This window comes from Desulfatitalea alkaliphila, from assembly GCF_022968795.1.
In the GTDB taxonomy this organism is placed as follows: domain Bacteria; phylum Desulfobacterota; class Desulfobacteria; order Desulfobacterales; family Desulfosarcinaceae; genus Desulfatitalea; species Desulfatitalea alkaliphila.
In genome coordinates this window covers 124,969-142,102 of record NZ_JALJRB010000002.1, presented here as the reverse complement: position 1 = coordinate 142,102, position 17,134 = coordinate 124,969, and the positions used below count along the sequence as shown (strand labels likewise).

At 62.9% G+C, this 17,134-nt stretch carries 18 protein-coding genes; 11 read left to right on the top strand and 7 right to left on the bottom strand.

Translation table 11 applies throughout. The features are described from left to right. The first annotated feature begins 7 nt into the window (after positions 1-7). The 10 genes from MRX98_RS02570 (at position 8) to MRX98_RS02525 (ending at position 6,602) form a co-directional block, all read left to right on the top strand. Positions 8-238 carry a KH domain-containing protein gene (locus MRX98_RS02570; RefSeq protein WP_246902767.1) on the top strand — a complete coding sequence of 77 codons (231 nt, stop codon included), beginning with the start codon at positions 8-10 and terminating at the stop codon, positions 236-238. Continuing rightward, complete coding sequence (gene rimM / locus MRX98_RS02565; RefSeq protein ID WP_246902765.1) at positions 222-767, top strand: ribosome maturation factor RimM; 546 nt, start codon at positions 222-224, stop codon at positions 765-767. Before MRX98_RS02570 ends, rimM begins: the two co-directional genes overlap by 17 nt. 9 nt (positions 768-776) lie before the next feature. Next, a complete protein-coding gene (trmD, locus tag MRX98_RS02560; protein WP_246902763.1) occupies positions 777-1,565 on the top strand; it encodes a tRNA (guanosine(37)-N1)-methyltransferase TrmD in 789 nt (262 codons plus the stop codon). Then, positions 1,534-2,097 carry an RNA methyltransferase gene (locus MRX98_RS02555; RefSeq protein ID WP_246902761.1) on the top strand — a complete coding sequence of 188 codons (564 nt, stop codon included), beginning with the start codon at positions 1,534-1,536 and terminating at the stop codon, positions 2,095-2,097. Before trmD ends, MRX98_RS02555 begins: the two co-directional genes overlap by 32 nt. Before the next feature lie 71 nt (positions 2,098-2,168). Beyond that, entirely contained in the window at positions 2,169-2,516 is a 348-nt protein-coding gene (gene rplS, locus MRX98_RS02550; RefSeq protein WP_281432158.1) for a 50S ribosomal protein L19, read from the top strand. A gap of 18 nt (positions 2,517-2,534) precedes the next feature. Continuing rightward, positions 2,535-3,200: a ribonuclease HII gene (locus MRX98_RS02545; RefSeq protein WP_246902759.1), complete on the top strand. Its 666-nt coding sequence runs from the start codon at positions 2,535-2,537 to the stop codon at positions 3,198-3,200. After that, on the top strand, positions 3,190-3,561 hold the full coding sequence (locus MRX98_RS02540) for a YraN family protein (protein WP_246902757.1): 372 nt from the start codon (positions 3,190-3,192) through the stop codon (positions 3,559-3,561). The genes MRX98_RS02545 and MRX98_RS02540 overlap by 11 nt, the downstream gene beginning before the upstream one ends. Further along, positions 3,536-4,408, top strand: coding sequence for a 16S rRNA (cytidine(1402)-2'-O)-methyltransferase (rsmI, locus tag MRX98_RS02535; RefSeq protein WP_246902755.1), 873 nt, complete (start codon positions 3,536-3,538; stop codon positions 4,406-4,408). The genes MRX98_RS02540 and rsmI overlap by 26 nt, the downstream gene beginning before the upstream one ends. Before the next feature lies 1 nt (position 4,409). Then, complete coding sequence (locus MRX98_RS02530) at positions 4,410-5,021, top strand: 4'-phosphopantetheinyl transferase family protein (RefSeq protein WP_246902753.1); 612 nt, start codon at positions 4,410-4,412, stop codon at positions 5,019-5,021. 3 nt (positions 5,022-5,024) lie between these two features. Then, positions 5,025-6,602: an MBL fold metallo-hydrolase RNA specificity domain-containing protein gene (locus tag MRX98_RS02525; protein ID WP_246902751.1), complete on the top strand. Its 1,578-nt coding sequence runs from the start codon at positions 5,025-5,027 to the stop codon at positions 6,600-6,602. Between the two features lie 43 nt (positions 6,603-6,645). Here the strand turns inward: MRX98_RS02525 and MRX98_RS02520 are convergent, their stop codons facing one another. From MRX98_RS02520 to MRX98_RS02500, 5 genes are all read right to left on the bottom strand, one after another. After that, on the bottom strand, positions 6,646-6,831 hold the full coding sequence (locus MRX98_RS02520; protein WP_246902749.1) for a hypothetical protein: 186 nt from the start codon (positions 6,829-6,831) through the stop codon (positions 6,646-6,648). A gap of 80 nt (positions 6,832-6,911) precedes the next feature. Continuing rightward, positions 6,912-7,634, bottom strand: coding sequence for a tetratricopeptide repeat protein (locus MRX98_RS02515; RefSeq protein ID WP_246902747.1), 723 nt, complete (start codon positions 7,632-7,634; stop codon positions 6,912-6,914). Positions 7,635-7,950: 316 nt separating this feature from the next. Then, positions 7,951-9,927 carry a cellulase family glycosylhydrolase gene (locus MRX98_RS02510; RefSeq protein ID WP_246902745.1) on the bottom strand — a complete coding sequence of 659 codons (1,977 nt, stop codon included), beginning with the start codon at positions 9,925-9,927 and terminating at the stop codon, positions 7,951-7,953. Positions 9,928-10,505: 578 nt separating this feature from the next. Further along, entirely contained in the window at positions 10,506-11,336 is an 831-nt protein-coding gene (locus MRX98_RS02505; RefSeq protein ID WP_246902744.1) for a hypothetical protein, read from the bottom strand. Continuing rightward, a complete protein-coding gene (locus MRX98_RS02500; RefSeq protein WP_246902742.1) occupies positions 11,336-11,566 on the bottom strand; it encodes a DUF350 domain-containing protein in 231 nt (76 codons plus the stop codon). The genes MRX98_RS02505 and MRX98_RS02500 overlap by 1 nt, the downstream gene beginning before the upstream one ends. Before the next feature lie 174 nt (positions 11,567-11,740). On the opposite strand from MRX98_RS02500, the gene MRX98_RS02495 reads away from it, so the two are divergent. After that, positions 11,741-11,992: a zinc ribbon-containing protein gene (locus tag MRX98_RS02495; protein ID WP_246902740.1), complete on the top strand. Its 252-nt coding sequence runs from the start codon at positions 11,741-11,743 to the stop codon at positions 11,990-11,992. A 147-nt stretch (positions 11,993-12,139) separates the two neighbouring features. On the opposite strand, the gene fdhF is transcribed toward MRX98_RS02495, so the two are convergent. Together fdhF and MRX98_RS02485 are read right to left on the bottom strand one after the other, a co-directional pair. Then, the gene (fdhF, locus tag MRX98_RS02490; protein WP_246902738.1) at positions 12,140-14,920 is read right to left on the bottom strand and encodes a formate dehydrogenase subunit alpha; all 2,781 of its coding nucleotides are present in this window, start codon (positions 14,918-14,920) and stop codon (positions 12,140-12,142) included. A 74-nt stretch (positions 14,921-14,994) separates the two neighbouring features. After that, positions 14,995-17,094, bottom strand: a complete 2,100-nt coding sequence (locus MRX98_RS02485; protein WP_281432157.1) for a molybdopterin-dependent oxidoreductase — start codon at positions 17,092-17,094, stop codon at positions 14,995-14,997. Positions 17,095-17,134 lie beyond the last annotated feature (40 nt).

The window sequence follows — 17,134 nt, the reverse complement described above, 5'->3', positions numbered from 1 at the left end:
GGGTGCTATGAAAGACCTGATTTTGCAGATTGCACAGGCTTTGGTGGACCATCCGGAACAGGTTTCGGTGACGGAGATTCAAGGCAACCAAACATCGGTGTTGGAACTGAAGGTGGCCAAGGACGATTTGGGCAAGATCATCGGAAAGCAGGGCCGCACCGCGCGTGCCATCCGAACCCTGCTCAGCGCGGCATCGGCCAAACTGAAAAAACGAACGGTCCTTGAAATCCTTGAGTAACCCTGAGATCCCGGACGGATTGATTCTGGTCGGCAAAGTGATCGGTGCCCACGGCATCCATGGTGCCGTGCGGGTCTACTCCTACGCCGAATCGCCCGCCATTTTCGCGCCCCGGGACGAAGTGCACCTGATCGATGCGGCGGGCGGCACAACCGTCTATCGCATTGTCGCGGCCAAGCCACACAAGCAAGTGGTGCGTTTGACGCTCGGCGGTGTGGAAACGCGGGATGCGGCCGGGGGACTGAGCGGTTGCCGGGTCTGCATACAGCGGCAAGGATTGCCGCCGCTGGCGCCCGACACCTACTACTGGAGCGATCTGATCGGCATGGCGGTTCATGACCTGACAGGTCGCTATCTGGGCGAAGTGGTGCAGATCATCCCCACGGGGGCCAACGATGTGTATGCGGTCCGGACCCCGGACGGGCAGCCGGTGGATGAGATCCTGGTGCCGGCCATCGCCTCGGTGGTGCTGGACATCGATATCGCAACACGCCGCATGCGGGTGGACTTGCCCGAAGGGTTGATATAGGCACCGGTCATGCAATTCGTGGTCCTGACCCTCTTCCCGGAATTGATTCAGGCGTTCTGGGACAACGGCATTTTACGGCGGGCCATCGCCGGCGGCGCCATCACAACCGAGGCGATCGCCATCCGCGATCACGCCGCCGGCCGCCATCGGGTCACCGATGATCGCCCCTACGGCGGCGGCTGCGGCATGGTGATGAAGCCGGAGCCCCTGGCCGGGGCGTTGCGGGCGGCACGCGTAAAAGCGCCCGAAGCGCTCACGGTGCTGCTCAGCCCGCAAGGGGCGCCTTTCGACCAGGACATGGCCGGCCGGCTGGCCCAACAGGCGGGGCTGATACTGGTGTGCGGGCGCTACGAAGGCATCGACGAGCGGATCAGCGAACAGTTCATCGAACTGGAGCTCTCCATCGGCGATGTTGTTTTAACGGGCGGCGAGGTGGCCGCCATGGCGGTGATGGACGCCGTTACCCGGCTGTTGCCCGGTGTGTTGGGCAACGAAGTTTCGGCCGAACAGGACTCGTTCCGGCACCAGCGGCTGGACCATGCCCACTACACCCGGCCGCCGGTTTTCGAGGGTCGGGAGGTGCCCGAGGTACTGCTTTCGGGGCACCACGACCGTATTGCCCGATGGCGACAGGCCGATGCCTTGTGGCGCACGCTGGTAAAACGGCCCGACTTGTTGTACAAGGGGCCTCCGAGTGATGAGGAGACGGCCCTGCTGGGCGCATGGTATCGTGAGATCCAACGCATCATACGCGCCCGCGGTGGCGGTGGCCTTGATACACCACCCGGTGGTGGATAAAAACGGCGCACCCATTACGGCGGCCGTGACGGCCCTGGATCTGCACGACATCGCGCGCGCGGCCCGGACCTACGGCGCGGCACCGTTTTACGTGGTCACGCCCCTGGCGGACCAGCAGGCCCTGGTGGATGAAATTCTGGAACACTGGGTGCACGGTGCCGGGGCGCATTACAACCCGGATCGCAAGGCGGCCCTGGCACTGATAAAAACGGTGCCCACCCTGGCGGCCGCAGTGACGGACATGGCCGCGCGCCACGGCATGGCGCCCCTGACGGTGGCCACCAGCGCGCGCATGCGCGTCGACGATTTGAGCTGTGCGGACCTGCGGCAAAAGGCCCGCGGCCGACGCCCCCTGCTGCTGCTCTTCGGCACGGCCTGGGGGTTGGCCGACGAAGTGCTTGAGCAGGCCGACCATCGCTTGACCCCCATCCAGGGTGCCGGCGATTACAACCATCTGTCGGTGCGCAGTGCGGTGGCGATCCTTTTGGATCGTATACTGGGAGAAGACCGGTCGACAGCGGTTGCTGAATGAGAATGTGATTTTAAATTCGCAGCTTATAATTAACATAGAACATTGCCTTTTATTTCAGAGGAGACCCGATCATGGAAGTCATCAAGCAGTTGGAACGGGAACAGATGCGCATGGATGTGCTCGACTTTTTGCCGGGCGACACGGTGCGCGTGCATGTGAAGATCAAGGAAGGGGACAAGGAGCGCATCCAGGTGTTCCAGGGCGTGGTGATTTCCAAGCGCAAGGGCGGCATCAGCGCCACCTTCACCGTGCGCAAGGTGTCCTACGGCGTCGGCGTGGAGCGTATTTTCCCCTACCATTCCCCCATCATCGACAAAGTGGAGCTGGTCTCCCGCGGCCGCGTGCGGCGCGCCAAGATCTACTACCTGCGCAAGCTGCGCGGCAAGGCGGCCCGTATCCGCGAGAAGCGGATGAACTAGACCGCCTTGGCGCGGATCATGGTCGAAACCGATCTGTGGGCCTTTGAAAAGGCCCTCCAGGCCCGGGGATACACCCGCATCGCCGGGGTGGACGAGGCCGGCCGCGGCCCTTTGGCCGGCCCCGTGGTGGCCGCGGCAGTGCTGCTGCCGCCGGATTTCGCCGTTGCGGGGGTCAACGACTCCAAGCAGCTCACGGCGCGCCGGCGCGACCGGCTCTTCGACCGGATCCACGCCCATGCGCTGGCTGTGGGCATCGGCATCGTGGAAGCGCCCGAGATTGACCGCATCAACATTCTGCAAGCGGCCCGCAAGGCCATGGCCGACGCCGTGGCCGCCCTGGACCCGGTGCCCGACTTTTTGCTCATCGACGGCAATTGCACCATTGACCGCGATCTGCCCCAGACCGCCCTGGTCAAAGGGGATGCGCGCAGCATCTCCGTGGCCGCCGCTTCCATCGTGGCCAAGGTGCACCGTGACCGGCTGATGCTGGCGCACCATTGCCGCTATCCTCTCTTCGGCTTCGACCGCCACAAGGGCTATCCCACCTTGGCGCACAAAACGGCCATCGCCCGCCACGGGCCGTGTCCGCTGCACCGTCGCTCTTTTCGCGGCGTGTGCGGGGTGCGTGCGCCGGAGCAAAGCCCTCTGCCTTTCGCAGACGAGATCATCGCCCATGGTGGATGACCGCCATGCCTACGGGCAAACCGGCGAGACGGCGGCCGTCGCCTTTCTGGAATCCCGGGGGTACACCATTCTGGAGCGCAATTTCCGCACCCGTTTCGCGGAAATCGACATCATCGCCCGGCACAAGGGGGTGTTGGTGTTCGTCGAGGTCAAGGCCCGCCGTTCGCGACGCCATGGCGATCCCAAGTGGGCCGTCACGCCGACCAAACAACGCAAAATCTCCATGGCCGCCCTGACCTGGCTCAAACGGCACGGCGGGACCCAGGTGCGCGCCCGGTTCGACGTGGTGACCGTGCAGCAGCTGGGCGGCCGGACGCAGGTGGAGCTGATTCCCAATGCCTTCGAACTCGCTTACGCCTGACACCCCCCTGGCAGCGGGGCTCTACGTGGTGGGCACGCCTATCGGCAATCTGGCCGACATTACCCTGCGGGCCCTGTCCGTGCTGGCCCGGGCGGACCTGATCGCCGCCGAGGACACCCGCCACACGCGCCGCCTGCTGGCAGCCCACGGCATCGAGCGCCCCCTGATCTCTTACCACGAGCACAACGAAATCCAACGCAGCGTCCAACTGCGCGACCAGTTGCGGGAAGGTGCGGCCATCGCCCTGGTGAGCAATGCCGGCACCCCCACGGTCTCCGATCCGGGCTACCGCCTGGTGCAGGCGGCAGCGGCCGACGGCATCCCCGTGGTGCCGGTGCCCGGTGTGTCTGCGGTGATCACAGCCCTTTGCGCCGCTGGCCTGCCAACGGACCAGTTCACCTTCATCGGCTTTCCCGCGCGCAAAAAGAGCAAGCGGGCGCAACAGCTCGCGGCCCTCGCAGCGCTGCCCCACACCCTGGTGTTCTACCAATCGCCCCTGCGCTTGGCGGCTTTCGTGCAGGAGTTGATAGAGGCCCTGGGTGATCGGGAAGCCGTCCTGGGGCGGGAGATGACCAAGCTGCACGAGGAGTTTTTGCGTGGTTCCCTGTCGGTCATCGGCGCCGCATTGGACCAGCGGGATGCCGTCAAAGGGGAGTGCACCCTGTTGGTGGCCGGCGTCACCGCGCCGCCGCCGGCCGCCGTGGAAGATGTGGACAATGCCCTGCAGCAGGCGCTGGCGTCCGGGGATCGTTCCCTCAACGACATCGCCAAGGCGCTGGCGGCCCGTTTCAAGGTCGGTAAAAAGCAGATCTATGACCGGGCCCTGGAATTGAAGGGGCGTCGCTGATATGGTCGGCGTCGGCGATCGATCCGTCGCCTTGCACCCTGTGGTGCTGCCGGTGTCGGTGGATCAGCAGCGTTTGCGCGGCCGCGAAAAGGTGGCGGCGCTGCGCGCGCGGGCCCGCGACGCCCTGGCGCTGTCGGCCGGTTATGCCGGTTTGCGCCTGGGCCCGTTGGCCAAGGATGACAATGGCGCACCGTTGCCCAGCGATGGCGTGTACTGGTCCTTGAGCCACAAGTCGGCCTACGTGGCGGCCGTGGCGGCCATGCGGCCCGTGGGCATCGATGTGGAACGGATCAAGCCGGTGAGCGAAGGTTTGCGGCGGCGTATCGCCGAGGCCGAAGAGTGGGCCCTGGCGCCCGCCGAAGAGCAGCACACTTTTTTTCGCTTCTGGACCGCCAAGGAGGCGGTGCTCAAGGCGGTCGGCACAGGGCTGGTGGAGTTGTCCCAATGCCGTATTGCGCAAGTCTCAGCGGCCGATACGCTGCTGCTGCACCATGGCGGGCGGGTTTTCACGGTCCGCCAGCGATGGGTCGACACCGATCACCTGGTGGCCGTCACCACGGACGGGGCGCCCATCGTTTGGCATATAACGACACAGCTACAGCAAAAGGATTGAAAAATGCACGTCACCTTTCACGGCGCGGTAAGGGAAGTCACCGGTTCCATGCACCTGATCGGCACGGACCACGACCATGTGCTGCTTGATTGCGGCCTGCACCAGGGTCGCCGCAAGGAGGCGGCCGAAAAGAACCGGGTGCTGCCCTTCGATGCGGACCTGGTGACCAATATGGTGCTCTCCCACGCCCACATCGACCACTCGGGGCGTATCCCCCTGCTGGTCAAGGGCGGCTTTCGCGGGCGCGTGGTGTGCACGCGGGGCACGGCCAGTATCTGCAACTATCTGCTGGCCGATTCGGCACGGATCCAGGAGCAGGACGCCGACTACCTCAACTACAAAACCGTTCGCGGCGCCCTCTCCCAAGGCCCCACCATCAACGGCAAGCCCATCGGTCCCCGCAAATACGAGCAGCTCAAGAAAATGCTCAAAAAGGGCCGCAGCGAGCTTAATCGGGAAACGATCCAGCAGTTGATGGCCCGCTACCACCTGGAGCGCGTCGATCCGCTCTACACCACCGCCGACGCCGAGAACGCCCTGGGGCTCATGGAAGGCGTGCCCTACCGCACACCGGTGACCATCGGCAAAAATATGACCTGCACCTTTTACGAGGCGGGCCACATTCTGGGCTCGGCCATCACCATCCTGCGCTACACCGAAGGCGGCCGCACGCGCACCATCGGCTACACCGGGGATCTGGGCCGTTTCGATAAACCCATCGTTCGCAATCCCTGCCTTGATTTTGCAGAAGAAGATCGCCACATCGACCTGCTGATCATGGAGAGCACCTACGGCGACCGCGATCACGAACCGACCCAGCAGCTCAAACCCCATCTCAAACAGGCACTCAACGAAACCTTCGACCGGGGCGGCTGCGTGCTGATTCCGGCCTTTGCCTTCGGTCGCACCCAGGAGCTGCTCTACGTGATCCACGAGCTATATAATGAAGGCGCCGTGCCGCGCAAACCGGTCTTTGTCGACAGCCCCCTGGCCACCCGCATCACCAGCGTCTTCGGCGAGCATCCCGAAACCTACGACCGGGACACCCATGCCACCTTTCTGTCCAAGGGCAAAAACCCCTTCGATTTCCCCCAGGTGCACTTCACCCAATCGGTGGAAGAGTCCATGGCCTTGATGCGCCAGACCAAGCCCCACATCGTCATTTCGGCCTCGGGCATGTGTGAAGCGGGCCGTATCCTGCACCATTTGCGGAACAAGATTCACAACCCCATCCACACCATCCTGCTGGTGGGCTTCATGGCCCAGCACACCCTGGGGCGGCGTATTCTGGAGCAAGGCCAGGTCTATGAAGCCGCCGGCCGCACAGGCGATCCGCCCATCGTGCGGATCTTGAACAAGGAGTACCCCCTCAAGGCACGGGTGGTCAAACTCAACGGCTTTTCGGCCCACGCCGACCGCAACGAGATGATCCAGTTTCTCAAGGACGCCAACCTCGATATCAAGCGTATCGCCGTGGTGCACGGAGAGGAGAGTCAGAGCCTGGCCTTCGCCGAGCTGTTGCGGGAAAAGGGCTATAACGCCCGGGTGCCCAGGGAGGGACAGACCTTCGAACTGGAATAGCGGAAGAGATCAGGCAGTTACAAGTTCAAGAGGGCGTCCTGCGTTAGAGGGCGCCCTGTTTTTTTTCCCGCGCCAGCTCCTTTTCCATGAAATGGATCATGCAGGAAGGGCGAAATTTACAGTACAGTTGCGGGTCTTTGCACTTGGCGCAGGCCGCACACACCTTGATCTGGTGTTTCATGCATTCGTAGACCGTTTCATTTTCGTCATTGGGATCGCAGCAGGACATGGCGGGCAGCCTCCGATTCGTTTTTATGGGCTTTCTGCCTTAATGAGCCCAGGGGTCCGCCAAGGTTACAAAGCCGATCATCAACGACCGAAAAGGCGGCGCAGCCGTTCCAGGCCGAAACGCCGGGGAGACCGGGCGCAGGCGGCCCCACGCTGTTCGGTGTTTGCCGCGGCGCACGGGGCGGCGGATGCTGCCGCCAATGCCGCGAGCCGGTTTTGCATGGCCGCCGCCAAGGCCGGCATCTCGGCCAGGTGCAGGAACAGAGCCCGAGCATGATCCGGATGGCCCCGTTCGGCAAGCCTTTCCGCCATGGCCACTTGCATGGCCAGAACGGTTTTGGGGTCGTCGACCGATGCCCGGGCCAGGCTGCGGACCGCGGCGCCGATTTCATCGGGCGGGTGGAGGCCGGCGAGGCAGTCGGCCATGGCGTGCACATAGATTTTTTTGGGACCCGCTTGCGCCACCAAGGTGCGCAACTCCGCCAAGGCCTCCGCGTGGGCGCCGATCTGCAAAAAGGCCTGGGCGCAGACCAGGATGTCGCTTTCATTGGCTTGCGTTCCCCAGCCCTCCCGGATGCGGCCGATCTCCGCGGCGGTCAACGGGCGGGTTTTCCGTGCCGTGTTCTCTTGAAAGGCCACCTCGATTTTTTGCCGGTGGTTCTCGATGGCCGCTTTGATGGCGGGATCGATGTGGGGGGAGGCGTCCAGCAGTTGATCGTAGAGTTTGATGGCCTCTTGGTGCAACCCCTGGGAAAGATAGGCCTCCGCTTCCTTTTTGGCCAAAACCGTGGTCAGTTTACCCATCTTGGATGTTTCCCCTGCTCTGAATGTGCCGGAATCCGTCGTCCGTATGATACCGTCGCTGCGCCGACGGGGCTCAATCTGGTTGCGGGGTAAGGGGATTCTTATTGAAAATTATAGGAAATGTCAATGTGCAACAGCATTTCTAACTGAACACAGTGGGATATAGGACAGCTGGAAATATCCCACATCAACACTTATAAAAGCGGCGGAGACATCGAGCCAAAAAGCGAGGCGCCCCCGGCAACGGCCGGGGACGCCTCGGTGCGGCACCGCCACGCGAGCGGTACCGGGTGAGACGTTATGTCAAACGGTCGGGCTATTTATCCCACAATCTTTGCAACAGCTCGACCTTTTCCGCATCGAACCCCAGCCACCGGCCCCAACCCTGTTTGGAGTAGGGGTCGTAAGCATGTTGGTACAAACCGCCGGTGTCGCCCGATTCCGGGTTGATGGACCAGTAGCAAGCGTCGATATCCTTTTCAATCAGGTAGTCCACAAAGGCATTTTGCCACTCCCTGTCGGGTGTGGTGGTGATATAGCCCCAGCGGTCGCGATCGCGCTGTTCGGATGTCTCCCGGGGCCAGTTCAAATGCCCGCCGAATTCACCGATCAGAACGGCATAGCCTTGATCCCGGAGGAAGCCGAAATGCTCTTCCCAACCCTCCCTGAGTTTAGCTGCATCGATGACGATGTTGCACTTGGCATCCCCGGCCGCGTCGCCTTCCAAACCGGTACAATGGGGTTGTGACGGATCCATGAATTGCCGTTGCACAAAAACCGAAGGTCCGTAGGTGTGGGGAGAAATGATCAGCCGCTCTTTGGGAATGTTCAGGGGGTCGGTTGCGGCGCCGTAGAAATTCTCACCCCAGTTGGGGTTGGAATCCGGATCGCCATGGGGCACTTGGGTGCCGTCGGCCTTTGCCGAACCGACACCTTCCACCATGATCAAGACATCTTGGTTGACGGCATCGATGATCTCGAACGCTTTCTCGGCCAGTCGCTTCCACTCCGCCCAGGTGTAATCCCAGGGTTCATTGAAAATGTCGATGGCAAGCAGGTTGTTCACCCCCAGTTTCTGCGGCAGGCTTGCAATATCCCGCAAATCATCGAGCCAGCGCGCTTCACCGTAGTTGAGACAATGGTGGTCTTCCCTGGTGAATTCGTAGTTGTCCCGGGTGGCATCCGCATAGGGCGGCATGGCATCGAGACGGCCGGCGCGCCATCCCACATAGTTGGAGCAGCTGTGGATGTCCACGATCACCTGGATGTCGTTGCGGGCGGCCAGTTTGATGAAATCTTCCAGCGCCTGGCGGGCATTGGTCTGCCGGACCGATTCGTGGTTTTTCAGAACACCGCCTTGGCGAATGTCGCCGATCCCCTGGGGATCGTTGGGATCCAGGGTCTGCGGTGCGATGGGCAGTCGGACGATTTTGATGCCCATTTGCTTGATTTCGGTCATGGTCTGCTGAATGGTGCGGCCGGTGTTGTCCCACCACATGTTGCCCACATAAAGTTCCATGGGTGCTCCGCCGGGATTGTTCTCGGAATAGTGCGGCTCATATTGGCCTTCCAGGCCGAACCAGGCGCCGCAGCGAATGGGGATTTCATCGCCGTTCTTGGTGATTCGGCCGGCTTCGTTGACGCGAAAGGTGGCCGGTGTGACAGGATCGGGGTCGGGGCCGGGATCGGGGTCCGGTTCGGGATCCGGATCGGGGGCCGGTCCGCCGTTGCACGCGATGCCGTTCAAGGTGAAATCCGACGGCACGCGATTGGTGCCTGAATGGGTCGCCTGGAAACCAAAGCTTGCGCGGCCGCCGTTGGGGTCAAGGGTTCCGTTCCAGTGACCGGCCGGGTTGGATGCCGTGACCCGGTTTCCGGCCTGGGCGACATCGGCGTTCCAGGATCCGGACAGCTGTTGACCATCGGCGAATGTCCAGGCCAGTTGCCATCCGCTGATCGCCTGCCGCCCATTGTTGGCAACGGTCACTTCAGCGGTGAAGCCGGTGTTCCACTGGTTCATCACATAATCGACCCGGCAGGCGTTTGGCGGTGTGGGGTCGGGATCGGGTGTCGGATCCGGGTCCGGTGTCGGATCGGGGTCCGGCGTGGGATCGGGGTCCGGCGTGGGATCGGGGTCCGGCCCGGGACCGGGTCCGGGATCGGGATCCGTGGTCGCACCGCAACCTTCATTGCCGCTGCCCGTGTCGACCTCGCACGCCACGGCGACGAAAGCCACCATGGCAAGCACCATGAGCAGATAGAACATTTTGAAAATCGGGGTTTTTCGTCTCATTCTTCCTCTCCTGTACGTTTCAAAAGGTTTGCCGATACCATTTTCGGCCACGATGAAGCCTGCAAAACAGTGAAGCCTGCTATATGAGACACCAACCACGGATGACGGGATTGCAGACATTACAGACAGCAGGACGGAGCAGTTGGAAGAAAAACAGCAGAGCGGGGGCATTGCCTGCAGGTATTCGAGGCGGCATTGAAAAGCATGCCGCTTTGCCGCCCCCCGTACGGGGTGCACGGGCGGTCCGGATGGTGTTTGTTGTGTCGGATTGAAGCCTGAACCAACCAACAACGAAGCCTAACCAGTGCTGCAAATAGCAAGGTTCGGCCAATCCCGCAACCTTTTTTCACCATGGTGTGGCGGCAAGCGTCTTTGGCGGATAGCGTTCACGCCACATGCACAAACAATCCGGCTGCCGCTGGTTCGGCTACCAGGGCACAACACCGCCAGGGCCGTTTCAGCGCTGCCGCTCCCGACACCCCCGAAACACCCGACTCCCCCTACACACACATCTAACCGACAGAATTCCTTCAACTTAAAACTTAAAACTTTAAACTTAAAACTGGCCCGACAGGGCCCTAAAACTGGCCCGCAAGGGCCCGGTGGAAGCGGCTTTGCATGCGCCATTGGGAGGACCGGTAGGCAGTGGTGAGGGGCAGGCCGGTGTTGTACCAGAATTGGTCGCGGTTGAAACGCATCCGGGGGTGGTATTCGGTGTGCGAGAGGGTCAGCGGCAGCCGGTGGAGGCCGCGCAGGCGCCGCTTGCGGGTGGCTTCCAGGAGGTATTCGGTGCCGTTCGCATCGAACAGCACCACCCAGGCATGGCCTTGCCCCTGCACCGTGCCCACCGCGACCCAGGCGTCGTACCCCTCGCCGATCAGCCAGTCGGCCAACAAGATGGCGTGGTCCTCGCAGTCGCCGCGGGTGAAGTGGAAGGCCTGCTTGCTGGTTTGCCACACATCCCGCAGGCCGGCATACTGCACATGATCGAACATGTATTTCTTGCGTTGGGCGATGACGTGCCAGGCCATCCATGGGCTGGTCACTGGAAAAGGGACATAGCCTTCAAGAAAGGCATTGGCCACATGGTGACGCCGGTCCACGCCCATGGCGGTGGCCGCCGCATTGGCCACGCCGCCCAGGCGCCAAACCAAGAAGCTGCTCTCCATCCGCTCCATGGGCAGCATGGCGGCGATTTCCCGGCTGCCGATGCGCTGCCGCGTGGCGATCACCTCCACCGTGCCGTCGAGATGGGGCATTTCCAGCTCCGCGGCGGTCAGGGCGACGAGAGCGTTTTTCACCGGGCCACCGAATTCCCAGTGCCACATCAGCGAATGGTAGCCGTACATCAACAGCAGCACCAGGGCCAGCGCCAGGGCCGTGGCCTTGAGGCCGGACCAGCCGAGCATCAGCCTTTGAACCCGAAGGTGACGATCAGCGCCACGAACAATAGAATCGCCGAGGCGAACAAGGCGATGGCCATGTTCCCTTTGCGCAACTCTTCCTGAAAGCAGATCTTCTTGAAGAGCTGCTTGTCGACGAAGATCAGGGCCGCCATGCCCACGAGCAAGGCCACCAGGGTGTAAACCAGGTTGATGCCCAGGTTGAACAGCGTTACGCTAAGAAAGCCCGTTCCCATAATTGTTCCCCTCTGAGGTGTACTTCATGTATGATGCGTGTGGATTGAAACCACCGAAGCCCGGTCCTTACCGGACTAGGCGGCGTTTTTCAATAGGCGCGGGCCCGCGCTTGGCAAGGCGAGGGGACCGGCAAAGGGTTGGTTTGTGTCAGGTTGTGGCGAAAGGAGCGCGCAATGGATTTGGATTTGGACATGATCCTGTTTGGCGAAACCAGCCTGCGGCAGGCCTTGTATGTGGCCGCCGCGGTGGTCGGCGCCCTGTTGGCCCTGCGCATCGTGAAGCGGCTTTTTTTTAAGAAAAAACCGGTTTTGGCGCACACCGTCTATTTTGTCTGCGAGAATTGCGATTGGGAAGGCCATGTCAGCAAGTTCGGCACCCGCTGTCCCAAGTGCAACCATCCCATCAGTCGCGTTGCGACCCACTGACCGTACGTGGCCCTGAGGGTTCCGGCCGGGCGATGGCGTGGTGTGGACGCTGCATGCCATCGCCCCGGCACCGGATTGCCGCCGCCGGCGGCGCCCGGCCGATTTTTCGGCAGGAACGCCGACGCGCGGTATTTTGCAGTTACCAGGTCATCCCAATGCCTTTTCGGTCAATTTATCGATCCGCACCGCACAAGCCTTGTATTCGGCCGTCATGGTGATGTTGTCGAAGGCCGCGTTGGTGAGCCAATTGGCGTTGGCCTCCCGGAAGTGAAAAGCCATCCAGACCATGCCTGCCGGCACTTCGCCGGTGACCCTGGCCTTGACCGTGACGGTGCCGCGGCGGGAACTGACGCGGATGGTCTCCCCGTCGGCGATGCCCAGGGCGCGCGCGTCCGGCATGGAGATGTCGGCGGTCTCTTCGCCCAGCAGGTCGTTGAGCCCCTCGCAGCGGCCGGTCTGGGTGCGGGTGTGGTAATGGGTCAGGCGGCGGCCGGTGCTCAGTACCAGCGGGTACTGGTCGTCGGGCACCTCGGCCGGCGGGGTCCATTCCGCCGGGTTGAATATCCCCAGACCGCAGGTGAACTGACCGTCGCGGTGCAGAATACAGGTGCCGGGGTGATTTTCATCCGGGCAGGGCCACTGCAGCCCGTCCCCCTCCAGCCGGTGGTACTTGATGCCGCACAACTGGGGCGCCAGCACCGACACTTCGTTGTCCCAGATCTCCCGGGCGCTGTTCGATGCCCACTCCTGGCCGAAGCGCTTGGCGATCTGCTGGAAAATCCACCAATTGGGCCTGGCATCCCCGGGCGGAGGGCCGGCCGTGCGCACGCGATTGACGCGGCGTTCGCTGTTGGTGAAGGTGCCGTCGTTTTCGCTCCAGGCCGCCGCGGGCAGCACCACATGGCCGAAACGGGTCGTCTCGTTGAGGAAGATGTCCTGCACCACCAGGAACTCGGCCGATGCCAGTTCATGTTCCACCTTGCGGATGTCCGGCTCGGTATTGGCCAGGTTCTCGCCGAAGATGTAGAAGCCGCGGATCTTGCCGTCGACCAGTCCCTCCATCATTCGGGGGATCATCAGGCCGTTGGCCTCGGGCAGGCCGTCCACCCCCCAGGCGCGTTGGAATTTCTCCCGGGCGGCCGCTTCGGTCACCTTCTGGTAGCCGGGAAAGACATTGGGCAGGGCGCCCATGTCGCAGGCGCCCTGCACGTTGTTCTGCCCCCGCAAGGGGTTGACCCCGCCGCACTCGACGCCCATGTTGCCCAGCAGCATCTGCAGGTTGGCGATGCTCATCACGTTGTGGGTGCCGCAGGTGTGCTCGGTGATGCCCAGCGTGTAGCACAGCATCATTGGCTGGACCGACGAGATGCGCCGGGCCGTATCGCGGATCATGTCGGCCGGGACACCGCAGATGTCGGCGGCATACTCCGGCGTGTAGCGCATCACGGTGGCGGCCAGCTTATCGAAATCCACGGTGCAGGAGTCGACGAACCGCTTGTCCTGCCAACCCTCGGCGATAATGACATGCATCAAGGCGTTCAGGAAGGCGATGTCGCTGCCCACCCGGATGGGTACGTGCAAGGCCGCCATTTCCGCCAGTTTGTGGCGCCGGGGATCCACCACGATCAGCTCGGCGCCCTTGAGCACGGCGTTCTTGACAAAGGTGGCGGCCACCGGATGGGCTTCGGTCATATTGGAGCCGATCACCATGAGCATCTTGGCCCGGGCCATCTCGTTGAAGGAGTTGGTCATCGCCCCGGAACCGAACGTGGTCGCCAGCCCGGCGACCGTGGGGGCATGTCAAGTGCGGGCGCAATGGTCGATGTTGTTGGTCTTGAACACCGCCCGGAACAGCTTCTGCATGTTGTAGGAATCCTCGTTGATGCTGCGCGCGCAACTCACCCCGGCCAGGGCGTCCGCGCCGCTTTCGGCGATGATCTGCTTGAACTTGTTCGCCACCAGATCCAGGGCCTCGTCCCAGGAAGCTTCCCGGAAGCCGTCCTCCTCGCGGATCAGCGGGTTTTTCAGGCGCTCTTCCGAGTAGATGAAGTCGTAGCCGAAACGGCCCTTGACGCACAATCGGCCTTGATTGGGTTCGGCCTCCTCGACGCCGGTCACCTTGACGATGCGTCCGTCCTGTACATGCAGCCACTGCTGGCAGCCCACGCCGCAGTAGGGGCAGGTGGTGCGGATCTTTTCCGACAGCCATGGCCGCCACTGATATCGGGCCTTTTTTTCCACCAGGGCGCCCACCGGACAGGCCTGGACGCACTCACCGCAAAAGACGCACTCGGAATCGGCCAGGGGCCGGTCGCCGGCGGCCACGATTTTGCTGTGGGCGCCCCGGTAGCCGTGGCTGATGGCCCGGTTCACCTGGACTTCGTTGCACGCCTGTACACAGCGGCCGCACAGGATGCAGCGGGAAAAATCCCTTACGATCAGCGGATTGGCCATCTCGGTGGGATAGATGGTGGCGGTGGCGGGGAATCGTGAACCGTCCACCTGGTAGCGGAAGGCCAGCTCCTGCAGGCGGCAGTCGCCCCACACCGGGCACAACCGGTCCGTCCCGTCCTCTGCCTGCACCGTCAGTTGGAAATCGGTCCAATCCGCGTCCCGGTCTCGGGGCACGGAGCAGTTGTGGTGGCCCGAGGAGAGCAGCAGCTCCAGCACCAGGCGCCGGGCTTCCACCACCCGCGGCGATTCGGTTTGGACCTGCATGCCGGCCGTCGCCGGCGTGCTGCAGGCCGGCAGCAAGGTGCGCGCGCCGGCCACCTCCACCACGCAGATACGGCAGGCGCCGGTGGGCGTGGCCCCTTTGAGATGGCACAGGGTGGGAATGGAGATGCCCACCGCCTCGGCCGCCGCCAGGATGGTCTGTCCCGGACGGAAGGCCACCGCGTGGCCGTTGATCGTCAATGTTACCGCCATTTTCGGTTCGTTCTCCCTCGTTGCCGCTCCGGCCCCACGCCAACCGTTCCCGGGACCGGATTGCGGATTGTAGCCTATTTGTGATCGTTCTCCTCGGCGGCCTTGCTCACCGCCACGAAATGCTCCTGCAGGGCCAAGGCGCCCCCGGCGGGGTCCCACAGATCCAGTCCCCCTTTCATGAATTTCTGGTCCGCCAGGCCGCGGCCTTGGGCGAAGCGCTCCACCGGCAAGGTGTGGCCGAAGCCGTGCACCACGAAAACCGCCTCGGGGTGAATCAGATCGGTCACCTTGGCGATGATGGTTTCCGCATAGCCGTTTTGGGTCACCTGCACCCGGTCGCCGTCGGCGATGCCCAGGGAGCGGGCGGCCGTTGTGTTGATCCAGAGGCGGTTTTCCGGCATCTGTTCGAAGAGCAACGGGTTGTCGACGGTGTGTCCCTGGGTGTGCAGTGCGCAGCGGCCGAAGGTGAGTCTGAAACGGCCTTCTGGTGGTCCCGGCACCGGCGTATAAGGGAGCAGGGACGGGAGGTCGCTTTGGGTCAATTTCTCCGATACGATCTCTATGCGGCCACTGGGGGTCTTGAAGGCGAGATCGTTCCGGTCGCGGTAGATCGGCGCCTCGACCAGGGGCACCATGCCGGTGGCTTCGAAATCCTCCGGTTGAACGCCCGTGCCTTCCAGCTGGTAGCGCCAGATGTCCTCGATGGAATGAAAATCCAATTGCGGCAGCCCCAGGCGGCGGGCCAAGCCACCGACGATCTGCCAATCGGCGCGGGTTTCGTAGCAGGGCGCGACGGCCCGGCGGCGGCGAAAGAAGAAAGGGCGCAGCGTGTTTTTGCAAGCGATCAGGCTGTCCCGTTCCAGGTAGGTGGAGAGGGGCAGGACCACATCGGCGTACCAGGCGGTGTCGGACCAGCTGAAGGTGACCGCCACCAGCAGGTCGAGGCGATCGAAGATCCGTTTGAGTCGCTCCGGGTCGGGAAATCCCATCAAGGGATCGTGGCGGTAGGCGATGTAGGCCTTGACCGGGTAGGGATCGTCGGTTTCCATGGCCTTGTAGAGCAGGTGGGCCAGGCCCGGTCCCTTTTCGATATGGGTGTGGCGCCACCCCACGCCGTCGGCTCGTTTCTCCTCGGGGGCCGGAAAGATGTCGACGAAGGTTTTCAACCCCTTGCGGCCCACATCCTTGGGTTTGTTGACCAGCGGCAGACCGCCCCGGCTTCCGATGGCGCCCAGCAGGGCGTTGATGATGTAGATGGAACGGCACACGTGGAATGAATTGCGGTATCGGGCCGCCATCCAACCGGGATGCCAGATCACCGCCGGTGCGGCCTGGGCCAGTTGTTGCACGAAGCGGCGCAGCCGACCCGCCTCGATGCCGGTATGCGCCGCGGCCCATTCGGGCGTGTAGGGCACGATGAACGCCTCGAGTTGATCGAAATCCTTGAAGTAGCGTTGGACATAGTCGCGGTCGTACCAGCGCTCCTGGATCAAGGTGTGGATCACCGCCAGATTGAAGGCGTAATCGCTGCTCGGTCGGACCATGAAAAAGTCATGTGCCTTGGTGGCGGGCACATTGGCGCGGATGTCGATCACCGACAAGCGGCACCCTTTTTCCAGGGCCCCGGTGAGCTGGTGCACCTCCTGCACGTCCACCGACTCGAAGATGTTGCGCAACTGCAACACCACGTGACGCGCGTTGGCAAAGTCGTATGCCACATCCTTGCGCCCCAGCCCGGTCAACGACAGGTGGGCATGATGGACGTTGCGGGCACAGGAGGCGTCGTGGTTGCAATAGTTGGGCGATCCCAGTCCGCGCAACAGGGCGCGGTGCATGTCCCGAAAGGGTCCGCCCCGGTCGGACAAGGCGACGCCCCGCGCGCCGTGCGCCGCCATCACGGACTGGAGCCGCTGCGCCACATGGTCCAGGGCCTCGTCCCAGCTCACTTTGCGCCAACGCCCTTCACCGCGCGCGCCATCGCGCAGCAACGGTGTCCTGGGCCGTTCCGTATCGGTCAACAGGGCCCTGCCGGCCGCTCCACGCGGACACAGACCGCCCGCCATGGTCGGTACATGGGGGTTGCCTTGCAGATCCACCACGCGGCCACTATCCACCCGCGCCATGATCGGACAGCGCACCGTGCACATACCGCACACCGTATAGATCGATTCCATGCTCACTCCTGCGTTTTTTCCAGGTCAACTGTGTTCGGGT

Bases quoted from the DNA above. Each gene is read 5' to 3' on its own strand.
- MRX98_RS02570 (WP_246902767.1), top strand. From the start codon at position 8: ATGAAAGACCTGATTTTGCAGATTGCACAGGCTTTGGTGGACCATCCG.
- trmD (WP_246902763.1), top strand. From the start codon at position 777: ATGCAATTCGTGGTCCTGACCCTCTTCCCGGAATTGATTCAGGCGTTC.
- rplS (WP_281432158.1), top strand. From the start codon at position 2,169: ATGGAAGTCATCAAGCAGTTGGAACGGGAACAGATGCGCATGGATGTG.
- MRX98_RS02545 (WP_246902759.1), top strand. From the start codon at position 2,535: ATGGTCGAAACCGATCTGTGGGCCTTTGAAAAGGCCCTCCAGGCCCGG.
- MRX98_RS02540 (WP_246902757.1), top strand. From the start codon at position 3,190: ATGGTGGATGACCGCCATGCCTACGGGCAAACCGGCGAGACGGCGGCC.
- rsmI (WP_246902755.1), top strand. From the start codon at position 3,536: ATGCCTTCGAACTCGCTTACGCCTGACACCCCCCTGGCAGCGGGGCTC.
- MRX98_RS02530 (WP_246902753.1), top strand. From the start codon at position 4,410: ATGGTCGGCGTCGGCGATCGATCCGTCGCCTTGCACCCTGTGGTGCTG.
- MRX98_RS02525 (WP_246902751.1), top strand. From the start codon at position 5,025: ATGCACGTCACCTTTCACGGCGCGGTAAGGGAAGTCACCGGTTCCATG.
- MRX98_RS02520 (WP_246902749.1), bottom strand. From the start codon at position 6,831: ATGTCCTGCTGCGATCCCAATGACGAAAATGAAACGGTCTACGAATGC.
- MRX98_RS02515 (WP_246902747.1), bottom strand. From the start codon at position 7,634: ATGGGTAAACTGACCACGGTTTTGGCCAAAAAGGAAGCGGAGGCCTAT.
- MRX98_RS02510 (WP_246902745.1), bottom strand. From the start codon at position 9,927: ATGAGACGAAAAACCCCGATTTTCAAAATGTTCTATCTGCTCATGGTG.
- MRX98_RS02505 (WP_246902744.1), bottom strand. From the start codon at position 11,336: ATGCTCGGCTGGTCCGGCCTCAAGGCCACGGCCCTGGCGCTGGCCCTG.
- MRX98_RS02500 (WP_246902742.1), bottom strand. From the start codon at position 11,566: ATGGGAACGGGCTTTCTTAGCGTAACGCTGTTCAACCTGGGCATCAAC.
- MRX98_RS02495 (WP_246902740.1), top strand. From the start codon at position 11,741: ATGGATTTGGATTTGGACATGATCCTGTTTGGCGAAACCAGCCTGCGG.
- MRX98_RS02485 (WP_281432157.1), bottom strand. From the start codon at position 17,094: ATGGAATCGATCTATACGGTGTGCGGTATGTGCACGGTGCGCTGTCCG.